We start from the raw sequence: 11,921 nt of genomic DNA, 5'->3' as shown, positions 1-11,921 counted from the left end.
TGAGAGTTCAAGTCTCTCCGACCGCACCATCATTGAATGAAACCCAGCTTTTTAGCTGGGTTTTGTTTTATCTGGAATATGTAAATCTGATAACTCCGTCACCAAGTATTTCTCCCTATCTAATCACTTCATGACTTTTTTATAAGACAATGTATGCTCCATTTTCTAATTGAGTATGACTGCCCTATGAAAAATCTCACTCTAACGATCGGTTGCTACACAGACACTCCCAGTAAAAGCCAAGGCGTATATCAGGCTCAATTAGACTTGGAAAACGGAAAGCTATTACCTTTAGATCTCGTTGCAGAGTGCACTAACCCGTCTTTTGTCGTAGCGACAAAACTTGGCATCTATACCGCGTCTGAAATTGATCAGCCAAAACAGCCGCAGCTGATTCATATTCCTAGCCCTAACTCAAAGACGGTTAAGAACTCCGGTACTATCGCTGGCGGTCACCCCTGTCACATCGCGATAGATCCACACAATAAGTTTGCTATCACGTCGCAATACTCATCAGGCACATTCGATATCTTTAGCTTAAGTATCAATGGCAACATCGATAAGCGCCTCAAAACAATCAAGATGGTTGGTTCCGGACCAAACAAAGAGAGACAAACTAGCCCGCACGCCCACCAATGCCTGTTCTTACAAAACTCGCCACAGTTTGTGACTGTCGATCTCGGCACCGATCGAATCAACTTCTATTGCTTCGATGAAGAACAGGAAGAGTTTCTAGACGAGCCTATGCAGTCTATTAAAGTGCCAGCCGGCAATGGACCTCGCCATTTAATCTTTAACAAAGCAGAAGACAGAGCCTATGTGATCTGCGAGCTCTCTGAATCGATACTTATGTTGGAAAAGGTTCTGGGTGTATGGAATATCGTAGAAGAAATTGATGCGCTTCCCAATATGGAGAAAGGAGAAGCTACGGCTGCGATAAAACTATCGCCGGATGAGCAATTCCTCTATGTATCTTGTCGACACCAATCAAGGATCAGTTGCTTCAGAATCGAGCCTACAACGAAAATGCCTATTTTTATTGATAACTATAATACTGAAGGCAACTTCCCTCGCGATTTTCATATTACTGACTGCGGACGATGGCTTATCGCAGCAAACCAACACTCCAATAGCATCACCTCATTCAAACGAAATAGTGAGGATGGGTCTTTGGTTTATACAGGATACTCTTTAGAGATCGACGCACCGGTTTGCGTTACACAGCAGTTATAGCACTCAGCACCAAACAAAAAAGGAGAGCATCTGCTCTCCTTCTCTATATAGATAATCTGAACTAATAAATTAAAGGCCTAAGGCGTATTTCAATACTTGGGTTTTAATCGGCCCAGAGTTCTCTGCTAATTTTAGCGCAGCATTACGTGCAAACTTGAGCGGACCAATGTCGTTGCTGAATGTCTTGTAGAAAAAATCCATGCCACTCTGCATCATTAGGTTGTCGCCTCTTCTCATCACTTCATAACGTCTTGCTACAAACTGATTCAATTCACCCTTTTCTTTGGTGACATCCAACAGGACTGATACATCTTTGAAGCCTAAGTTAACACCCTGCCCTGCCAATGGGTTGATCGTATGTGCAGAGTCCCCGACTAAAATACAGTTATTCTTCGAATATGATTGAGCATGACGTCGTGTCAGAGGAAAAGAACCCGAATTCAAGACTTTGATATCACCTAACTCTTTAGGAAAGTGAGTAAGTACTTCGTTACGTAGTTTTTCAGGGGTCATTGCTGACAGTTGCTTAATACGCAGCGGAGAATCATACCAAACTAACGAGCCCTGCCCGACTTGTTGATCGTCAGAGGTTAGAGAACACAAAGGCAGAAACGAACGAGGACCACTTGGTAGAAATTGCTGCCAAGTAATATCTTGCTGAGGTTGTTCTGTTTCTACATTGATAAGCATACAGTGTTGTCGATAATCCCAAGCCGTGATGCCAATTCCAGCTTGTTGTCGAACGGCTGAATTCGCACCATCAGCACCAACCACCCACTTCGCAGATAACTCAGCCCCTGATTGAAGCTTTACGATATTGGTTTCACCAAACTCAATCTTATCGAGCTTTTCTGGACATAACAGTTCGAGATTGTCGTAGGCATCAAATTGAGACCATAAACCTAATTGAATGAGTCTGTTCTCAACGATATAGCCCAAACGAGGAAGGTCCAGTGATCCAGCATCAAACCGAGTACGACACTCTGGGTGCTCCCACGTCTCTAAACGCTTATAAGAACACACTCGCATTGCTGCAATACCTTGCCATGCGCCAAGATCTTCAAGCAAATCGACCGATGCTTGAGAAATCGCTGACACACGAATGTCCATCGCTTGCGACTCATCAAAAGCTTGTGGGGCAAAACCTTCGATCACCGCAACACTCAGACCTTGCTTTGCAAAACCGATTGCTGTTGCTGCGCCAACCATGCCACCACCGACTACTACAATATCGTAACTGTTCATATTTTGTACTTATCAGTTTGATTCTTTGACTGTTTTTGATTGTACTTTTTCATAACTAACTTGTAACCAAAAACCTTATTCGAAAAAAGGGTTATCCCTTATGGCATATGGCGTTAAGGATAATAAAAACCACTACATAAGAGATTTGTTCAGACTACTAGTCAGTCGGTTTTGAAACCAGTACAATACGCCGCTTGCCGCTAGAGCCTGTCATAAAATTGAATACCGAATTATGATAAACGGGGCTAGCGGATGAATAATGGGCGATTTGCTCCCTTAAATTAAACTAACGATCGAGCGAACATATAATGAGTAAGAAACTGCTAATTAAAACTTGGGGCTGTCAGATGAATGAATATGATTCATCAAAAATGGCCGACCTGCTTAACGCTACAAATGGCTATGAGCTAACTGAAGTACCTGAGGAAGCAGACGTACTACTATTGAATACTTGTTCTATCCGCGAAAAAGCGCAAGAAAAAGTATTCCACCAGCTTGGTCGTTGGAAAACGCTTAAAGATAAAAAAGAAGGTGTGGTGATCGGTGTGGGTGGCTGTGTAGCGACTCAAGAAGGTGATCACATTCGTCAACGTGCACCATACGTAGACGTTATCTTTGGCCCACAAACATTGCACCGTTTGCCAGAGATGATTAAGTCATCACTGTCTAACGAAAAGCCAGTAATGGACATCTCTTTCCCAGAGATCGAAAAGTTCGATAACCTGCCCGAGCCAAAAGCTGAAGGCGCGACGGCGTTCGTTTCTATCATGGAAGGTTGTTCTAAATACTGTACTTACTGCGTTGTACCATACACACGTGGTGAAGAAGTTAGCCGTCCAATGGATGATGTACTTTTCGAAGTTGCTCAACTTGCAGAGCAAGGCGTACGTGAAGTTAACCTGCTAGGTCAAAACGTAAACGCATACCGCGGTCCAACTCACGAAGGTGATATCTGTTCATTCGCAGAACTGCTTCGTCTTGTTGCTTCTATCGACGGTATCGACCGTATTCGTTTCACAACAAGCCACCCGCTTGAGTTTGGTGACGACATCATTGAAGTTTACAAAGATACACCAGAACTAGTGAGCTTCCTTCACCTACCAGTACAAAGTGGTAGTGACCGTATTCTTACGATGATGAAGCGTCCGCATACGGCTATCGAGTACAAGTCTATTATCCGTAAACTACGTAAAGCTCGTCCTGACATTCAAATCAGCTCTGACTTTATTGTTGGTTTCCCTGGTGAGTCTAAGCAAGACTTCCAAGATACAATGAAGCTAATTAAAGAAGTTGATTTCGATATGAGCTTCAGCTTTGTTTTCTCTCCTCGTCCGGGTACGCCAGCGGCAGATTACCCATGTGACGTACCAGCACAAGAGAAGAAAGATCGTTTGTACGAACTGCAACAAACGGTAAACACACAAGCTATGCGCTTCTCTCGTCTAATGCTAGGCACAGAGCAACGTATCCTTGTTGAAGGTCCATCAAGAAAGAACCTAATGGAACTTCGCGGCCGTACAGAAAACAGCCGTGTTGTGAACTTCGAAGGTTCTGCAGACCTAATCGGCCAGTTCGTAGATGTGAAGATCACTGAGGTTTACACCAACTCACTACGTGGTGAGCTAGTTCGCACAGAAAAAGACATGGGTCTACGCGTTGTTATGACTCCAGCAGAAATGATGGAAAAAACAAAACGTGAAGACGAGCTAGGTGTAGTGACATTTACGCCGTAGGCAATACAACTGTTTGAGCACAAAGCGCAAACACAAAGCTTGAAATTACCTAACTAAGTGACCATCTTAGAAATAGGGATATCACAATCAAAAGCCCGGTCTAAATCGGGCTTTTTGCTCTTTGTTTTATTTAAGAGCGATTGGCACAAAATGAGAGGCTAATTTGAGCAATAAAATCGTTACCTTAGAGATAAATCTAGAGCCAGCCGACAACAAGCGCTTGGCTAGCTTATGCGGACCATTCGATGACAACATCAAGCACCTTGAGCGTCGTCTTGGCGTTGAGATTAATTACCGAAGCAACTTCTTCACCATCGTTGGTAAGCCTCACACTACAGCCGCAGCTTTAGACATCATCAAACACCTCTATGTTGAAACGGCTCCAGTTAAAGGCAACATAATCGATATCGAACCAGAGCAAATACATCTGGCGATCACCGAGTCAGGTATTTTGGAGCAACAGGTCGAGTCTGAAATTGACTACGGCAAAGAAGTGACCATTAAGACTAAAAAAGGCGTCATCAAACCTCGAACGCCAAACCAAGCACAGTACCTAATGAACATGGTGACTCATGACATCACCTTTGGTATTGGGCCAGCAGGTACAGGTAAAACCTACTTAGCCGTTGCGGCAGCAGTTGATGCACTTGAACGCCAAGAGGTTCGCCGAATCCTACTGACTCGTCCTGCTGTTGAAGCCGGTGAGAAGCTTGGTTTCCTACCGGGTGATTTAAGCCAAAAAGTAGACCCATATTTACGTCCACTTTACGATGCGCTGTTTGAGATGCTTGGCTTTGAGCGAGTTGAGAAGCTGATTGAACGTAACGTAATTGAAGTTGCGCCACTGGCTTACATGCGTGGTCGTACATTGAATGATGCGTTTATCATTCTTGATGAGAGCCAAAACACCACGGTAGAACAGATGAAGATGTTCTTAACCCGTATCGGTTTTAACTCACGCGCTGTGATCACAGGTGATATTACGCAAATCGATTTACCTCGTGGTGCAAAATCAGGCTTACGCCATGCGACTGAAGTGCTCAATGAAGTCGACGACATTAGCTTCAACTTCTTTATGTCTGAAGACGTCGTTCGTCACCCTGTGGTAGCCCGTATCGTCAACGCGTACGAGAAGTGGGAAGCAAAAGACCAGAAAGAGCGCAAAGAGTTTGAAAAGCGTAAACGTGAAGAGCGCGAAGCCAAACTTCTTGAGGCTCAGCAGGCAGTTACGACACAATTAGCAACACAAAATAGCTCTGTAATTGCAGAACAAGGTGATAAATAGATGTCTATTGAACTAGACCTGCAATTAGCGGTCGAAAATGAGCAAGGTCTTCCAACTGAGCAAGATATTCAGCTTTGGTTGGACAAGACAATTCCTCAGTTTCAAGAGAACGCTGAGTTGACGGTTCGTATCGTTGATACACAAGAAAGCCACCAGCTCAATCATGAATATCGTGGCAAAGACAAGCCAACTAACGTGTTGTCTTTTCCATTCGAGGCTCCTCCAGGGATCGAGTTAGATCTACTGGGCGACCTCATTATCTGCCGCCAAGTTGTCGAAAAAGAGGCAGAAGAGCAAAGTAAGCCTCTGCTAGCACACTGGGCTCATATGGTTGTACATGGCAGTCTGCATCTGCTAGGTTATGATCATATCGAAGATGATGAAGCTGAAGAGATGGAGTCACTCGAGACAGAAATCATGCAATCTATGGGGTTTGAAGACCCTTACATTCTAGAAAAGTAAATTGATTCTAGTAAAGTAGGTTGCAGAGAAACAATAACTCATCGAACCTGTGATTTTCGCAGGAATCTGAGTTGTAACGTGTGCTATCACACTTCTGATAGCGTTATTTTTTGAGAAATCATGAACGAAGGTAACCCCCCCACTTCTGAGGGAAGTAAAAAATCTGAAGGTCCGAGTAGAAAGTCCTTCTTTGAACGCCTAGGCCAACTATTTCAAGGTGAAGTAAAAGATCGCCAAGAGCTCGTGGATGTAATCCGCGACTCAGAAATTAATGACCTAATTGACCACGACACGCGCGACATGCTCGAGGGTGTAATGGAAATTTCAGAGATGCGAGTACGCGATATCATGCTGCCTCGCTCTCAAATGGTTACAGTTGAACGCACCGATGATTTAGATACATTGATTGCGCTTATTACTGATGCTCAACACTCTCGCTACCCAGTGATCAGTGAAGATAAAGACCATGTTGAAGGCATTCTATTAGCGAAGGACCTACTTAAGTATTTGGGTTCAGAAAGTGCCCCATTTGATATCGAACAAGTGATTCGCCCTGTCGTAGTTGTTCCTGAAAGTAAGCGAGTTGATCGCCTGCTTAAGGAGTTCCAAGAAGAGCGTTACCACATGTCTATCGTTGTCGATGAGTTTGGCGGAGTTTCTGGCCTGGTAACCATTGAAGATATCCTCGAAGAAATCGTTGGTGAAATTGAAGACGAGTTCGACGATGAAGAAGAGCTAGATATTCGTAAGCTGAGTAAGCATACCTTCTCTGTAAAAGCTTTAACCACTATTGAAGAGTTCAACGATACGTTTAACACTGCCTTTAGTGACGATGAAGTGGATACGGTAGGCGGCATGGTTATGACAGCACTCGGTCACCTGCCGGTTCGTGGCGAAATTGTAGAAATCGAAAACTACCATTTCAAAATAACATCAGCAGATAACCGTCGTGTGATTCAGCTACAGGTAACCATTCCTGACGAACAGCCTCTTCCGACTATCGAAGAATAACAACTTCTCTCTAAAGAGATGACAGAAATTAGATGACTAAGACATTTATTCATCGCCTATTACGGCCGCTTGCGGCCGTTTTTGTTGGCGCTATAACCACCCTTTCATTCGCTCCATACTCTATATGGCCTCTTGCTATTCTCAGCCCAGCTTTGTTGCTGTTACTGATCCACAACCGCTCTCCTAAAAGTGCGCTTTGGATTGGCTACGCATGGGGTTTAGGTCAATTCACCACAGGTATCAGCTGGGTATACGTCAGCATTGATGGTTTTGGCGGCATGCCACTGGCAGCCAACCTATTTTTGATGGCATTGCTTGTTGGCTACCTAGCCGTTTATTCAGGGCTATTTACCTGGGGTTTGAATAAATTCTTCCCTGCCAATAACCTAAGCCGCTTTTTCCTTGCAGCTCCTGCATTCTGGCTAGTCTGTGATTGGCTGCGTGGCTGGGTAATGACGGGCTTCCCTTGGCTTTGGTTAGGCTACAGCCAAATCGATTCGCCATTAGGTTCATTTGCACCGATTGGCGGCGTAGAGCTAGTAACTTTAGCGATCATTGTTTCAGCCTCTGCATTCACTTATGCGATTGTTAACCGGGCTTGGAGCATCGCTATCATTCCCGCTGTCGTATTTAGCGCAGGCTTTGGTATTCGCAACATCGACTGGGTCACGCCGACCCCTGAAAAAACCACGTCAGTCGTCTTGATACAAGGCAACGTCGATCAAGACAGTAAATGGCTACCGAGTCATCGCTGGCCAACTATGATGAAGTACACCGACCTAAGCAGAGAAAACTGGGGAGCGGATATCATCATCTGGCCTGAAGCGGCTATTCCAGCATTCGAAGTTGAGATCCCATCTTTCCTACGTAACTTGGATAGCGCAGCGAAGATGAACAACAGTTCGATCATTACCGGTGTGCTGAATCAGTCTGAAGATAAGAAATACTACAACAGTGTTCTTTCTCTCGGTGTGAATCCATACGGTGAGTACAGCTACGATCCAGACGAACGCTACCATAAACACCACCTGTTACCATTTGGTGAGTTTGTGCCGTTTGAAGATATCTTGCGTCCATTAGCACCTTTCTTTAACTTGCCAATGTCATCATTTAGCCGTGGCGACTTTGTTCAACCAAACATAGTGGCAAATGGTCGTCACTTAGCGCCGGCACTGTGTTATGAGATCATCTTTAATGATCAAGTTAGACAGAACGTAACCGACGAGACTGACTTTATTTTAACGCTCTCTAACGATGCGTGGTTTGGTCGTTCGATTGGCCCTCTGCAACATATGGAAATTGCACAGATGCGTGCTCTGGAGCTTGGTAAGCCGGTTATTCGCTCGACCAACAACGGTGTGACGGCAGTTACTGATTACAAAGGCAATATAATCAAGCAAGTGCCTCAGTTTGAAACGGCAGTGTTAAAAGCTGAACTCATTTCAACGGATGGTCAAACGCCTTATCACACAGTAGGTACTTGGCCACTGTATATCTGGGCGATGCTCAGCTTGGTGATTGGTTGGGTAATTAGAAAGCCAAAAAGCTAGATTCGACGAAAAGTGATTTGAGGGTTGACTGATTGGGTCAACCCTTTTTCATTGCTGTGGTTTTGCGTTGATACGCTATAGTTCAGAAGCTTACGGTTTAAGGGCTTTACGACTAAACCCTTTAGAACCACATTTAATGCATGGAATGATATTGGTTGGGTGGTTATATTCGGTTTGGTGACCACACTCGTCACATACTAAGGTTCCCAAGCCAATGACTTCACCCGCTTGATACAAGCCTTGGTGTTCTAAGTCTTGGAACAGTTCAACCCATTCCACCTTAGTACGATCAGTAATATCCAACAGCCCTTGCCAAATAGAGTCCGCAATCATCAAATAGAATGGACCGCTTTTACTCTCTTCATAGCTTTCGGAAAACTCTTTTAAGTCCGACTTCACGTAGGCAGAGATCAATGAAAGCTCATCTTTAGTCATATCATTAGCTGCTTTCGCAAACTTGCCCGACGTTTCGATTCTGTTGTTGAGCTCTTCAGGGCTATGCTTCAGCGTTTCAATCACCTCTTCGACGACTTCTTCATAGAGCGCTTTTTTCTTCGGCATAACAACCTCCTTAAGATAACCAACCTTTTAGTGAGCAAACGGATGCGCTGCAATGCACTCCCGCTTACAAACAAATGCAATTCATACTCTTAAGTATAGTTGCCCTGCGAAATTCAGTGAAAATTACACAATCTACTAGGCAGCAACTGCAAGTATGAAGGGTATAACTATTGTTGTACTCAGCTCCTTTAGGTATTCTATGACGATCTGTAAGATTCTGTTCTAACCGAACTCACAAATTCCAAGATAACCGGATACCATCGATGCAAGAACAATATAACCCGCAAGAGATTGAACAAAAGGTTCAACAACACTGGGATAACAGCGAGACTTTCGTTGTAAGTGAAGACCCAAACAAAGAAAAATTCTACTGTCTTTCTATGTTCCCTTACCCAAGTGGCCGACTGCACATGGGTCACGTGCGTAACTACACCATCGGTGATGTGGTATCTCGTTTCCAACGTCTACAAGGCAAAAACGTAATGCAGCCCATTGGTTGGGATGCATTCGGCCTACCAGCAGAAAACGCCGCTGTTAAAAACAACACAGCGCCTGCACCATGGACTTACGAAAACATTGAGTACATGAAGAACCAACTGAAGCTTCTAGGCTTTGGTTACGACTGGAACCGTGAATTCGCAACCTGTACTCCAGAGTACTACCGTTGGGAACAAGAGTTCTTCACTAAGCTTTACGAAAAAGGCCTGGTTTACAAGAAGACTTCTTCAGTGAACTGGTGTCCAAACGACCAAACTGTACTTGCAAACGAGCAAGTGGAAGACGGTTGCTGCTGGCGTTGTGACACCCCAGTAGAACAAAAGAAGATTCCACAGTGGTTCATTAAAATCACTGAATACGCTCAAGAGCTACTCGACGATCTAGATAACCTTGAAGGTTGGCCTGAAATGGTTAAAACCATGCAGCGTAACTGGATCGGTCGCTCTGAAGGTGTTGAGCTATCTTTCGCTGTTAACGGCGAACAAGCACCGCTAGAAGTTTACACAACACGTCCAGACACGCTAATGGGTGTTTCTTACGTTGGTATCGCTGCTGGTCACCCACTTGCAGAGAAAGCATCGAAAAACAACCCAGAGCTTGCTGCATTCGTTGAAGAGTGTCGTAACACTAAAGTTGCTGAGGCTGAACTGGCAACGATGGAAAAGAAAGGTATGGATACTGGCCTAACGGCTATCCACCCTCTTAACGGTCGTGTTGTTCCTGTATACGTAGCAAACTTCGTACTTATGGATTACGGCACAGGTGCGGTAATGGCGGTTCCTGCTCACGATCAACGTGACTACGAATTCGCAACTAAGTACGGCATCGACATCATCCCAGTAATCAAGCCTGAAGACGGTTCTGAGCTAGACGTGTCTGAAGCAGCTTACACTGAGAAAGGTGTACTGTTCGATTCTGGTGAGTTCGATGGTCTTGCTTTCCAAGAAGCATTCGACGCAATCGCTGCGAAGCTTGAAGTTGAAGGCAAAGGTAAGAAGACAGTAAACTTCCGTCTACGTGACTGGGGTGTATCTCGTCAACGTTACTGGGGTGCGCCAATCCCAATGGTAACCACTGAAGACGGTGAAGTTCACCCAGTACCTGCAGACCAGCTACCCGTTATTCTTCCAGAAGATGTGGTAATGGATGGTGTGACTAGCCCAATCAAGGCTGACAAGTCTTGGGCTGAGACAACATTCAACGGCGAACCTGCTCTACGTGAGACAGATACATTCGATACGTTCATGGAATCTTCTTGGTACTACGCTCGTTACTGTTCACCACAAGCTGACGACATCCTAGATCCAGAAAAAGCGAACTACTGGCTACCAGTAGACCAGTATATCGGTGGTATCGAGCACGCTTGTATGCACCTGCTTTACTCTCGTTTCTTCCATAAATTGCTACGCGATGCAGGTTACGTAACGTCTGATGAACCGTTCAAGCAACTACTATGTCAAGGCATGGTTCTAGCTGACGCGTTCTATCACGAAAACGAAAAAGGCACCAAAGAGTGGATTGCACCGACTGACGTAACGGTTGAACGTGACGGTAAAGGTCGCATCGAAAAAGCAGTCGACGATCAAGGCCGTGAAGTTGAACACTCAGGCATGATCAAAATGTCTAAGTCTAAGAACAACGGTATCGACCCACAAGAGATGGTAGACAAGTACGGCGCAGATACAGTACGTCTATTCATGATGTTTGCATCACCTGCAGACATGACGCTTGAGTGGCAAGAGTCTGGCGTTGAAGGTGCTAACCGCTTCCTTAAACGTGTTTGGAAACTGGTTCATGCTCACTCTTCTAAGGGTGCTGCTGAATCTGTTGATGCTTCTGCGCTATCTGGCGACCAAAAAGCACTTCGTCGTGATATCCACAAGACTATCGCGAAAGTAACGGACGATATTGGCCGCCGCCAAACGTTCAACACGGCAATCGCTGCAATCATGGAACTGATGAACAAGCTAGCGAAAGCACCTCAAGAATCTGTACAAGATCGTGTAATCCTTGATGAAGCGCTAAAAGCTGTCGTTCGCATGCTTTACCCAATGACGCCACACATCTCTTACGAAATGTGGATTGCACTGGGTGAATCAAACGTAGACTCAGCAACATGGCCAACTTTCGATGAGAAAGCGCTAGTTGAAGACGAGAAGACTATCGTTGTCATGATCAACGGTAAGCTACGTGCGAAACTGACTGTTGCTGCTGACGCAACCGAAGAGCAAGTTCGTGAACTTGGTCTAAACGATGAGAACGCTAAGAAGTTCCTAGATGGCCTAACGATCCGTAAGGTTATCTTCGTACCTGGTAAGCTTCTAAACATCGTTGCTAACTAAT

Annotated in this window: 9 protein-coding genes; 7 read left to right on the top strand and 2 right to left on the bottom strand. The window is 44.8% G+C overall.

The window, feature by feature from the left end:
* The first annotated feature begins 186 nt into the window (after positions 1-186).
* Positions 187-1,233: a lactonase family protein gene (locus A142_RS04475; RefSeq protein ID WP_029405325.1), complete on the top strand. Its 1,047-nt coding sequence runs from the start codon at positions 187-189 to the stop codon at positions 1,231-1,233.
* A gap of 69 nt (positions 1,234-1,302) precedes the next feature.
* Here A142_RS04475 and A142_RS04470 read toward each other — a convergent pair whose 3' ends face one another.
* Positions 1,303-2,478 carry a 2-octaprenyl-3-methyl-6-methoxy-1,4-benzoquinol hydroxylase gene (locus A142_RS04470; RefSeq protein WP_019820814.1) on the bottom strand — a complete coding sequence of 392 codons (1,176 nt, stop codon included), beginning with the start codon at positions 2,476-2,478 and terminating at the stop codon, positions 1,303-1,305.
* Between the two features lie 308 nt (positions 2,479-2,786).
* Between A142_RS04470 and miaB the strand changes: the two genes are divergently transcribed.
* The 5 genes from miaB (at position 2,787) to lnt (ending at position 8,519) form a co-directional block, all read left to right on the top strand.
* Entirely contained in the window at positions 2,787-4,211 is a 1,425-nt protein-coding gene (gene miaB, locus A142_RS04465) for a tRNA (N6-isopentenyl adenosine(37)-C2)-methylthiotransferase MiaB (RefSeq protein WP_019820813.1), read from the top strand.
* A 163-nt stretch (positions 4,212-4,374) separates the two neighbouring features.
* Positions 4,375-5,496: a PhoH family protein gene (locus A142_RS04460; RefSeq protein ID WP_012603384.1), complete on the top strand. Its 1,122-nt coding sequence runs from the start codon at positions 4,375-4,377 to the stop codon at positions 5,494-5,496.
* Positions 5,497-5,958, top strand: coding sequence for an rRNA maturation RNase YbeY (ybeY, locus tag A142_RS04455; protein WP_012603383.1), 462 nt, complete (start codon positions 5,497-5,499; stop codon positions 5,956-5,958). It begins immediately after the preceding gene.
* 120 nt (positions 5,959-6,078) lie between these two features.
* Complete coding sequence (gene corC / locus A142_RS04450) at positions 6,079-6,969, top strand: CNNM family magnesium/cobalt transport protein CorC (protein ID WP_012603382.1); 891 nt, start codon at positions 6,079-6,081, stop codon at positions 6,967-6,969.
* Between the two features lie 32 nt (positions 6,970-7,001).
* Entirely contained in the window at positions 7,002-8,519 is a 1,518-nt protein-coding gene (gene lnt, locus A142_RS04445) for an apolipoprotein N-acyltransferase (RefSeq protein ID WP_019820812.1), read from the top strand.
* A gap of 90 nt (positions 8,520-8,609) precedes the next feature.
* Here the strand turns inward: lnt and A142_RS04440 are convergent, their stop codons facing one another.
* Positions 8,610-9,080 (bottom strand): zinc ribbon-containing protein, encoded by a 471-nt coding sequence (locus A142_RS04440; RefSeq protein ID WP_019820811.1) that lies wholly within the window; start codon positions 9,078-9,080, stop codon positions 8,610-8,612.
* Positions 9,081-9,343: 263 nt separating this feature from the next.
* On the opposite strand from A142_RS04440, the gene leuS reads away from it, so the two are divergent.
* Positions 9,344-11,920: a leucine--tRNA ligase gene (leuS, locus tag A142_RS04435; RefSeq protein ID WP_019820810.1), complete on the top strand. Its 2,577-nt coding sequence runs from the start codon at positions 9,344-9,346 to the stop codon at positions 11,918-11,920.
* Position 11,921: the final 1 nt, after the last annotated feature.

It is taken from the genome of Vibrio splendidus 12E03 (genome assembly GCF_000272105.2).
GTDB lineage: Bacteria > Pseudomonadota > Gammaproteobacteria > Enterobacterales > Vibrionaceae > Vibrio > Vibrio splendidus_I.
This window is presented reverse-complemented; position numbering and strand designations above follow the sequence as displayed.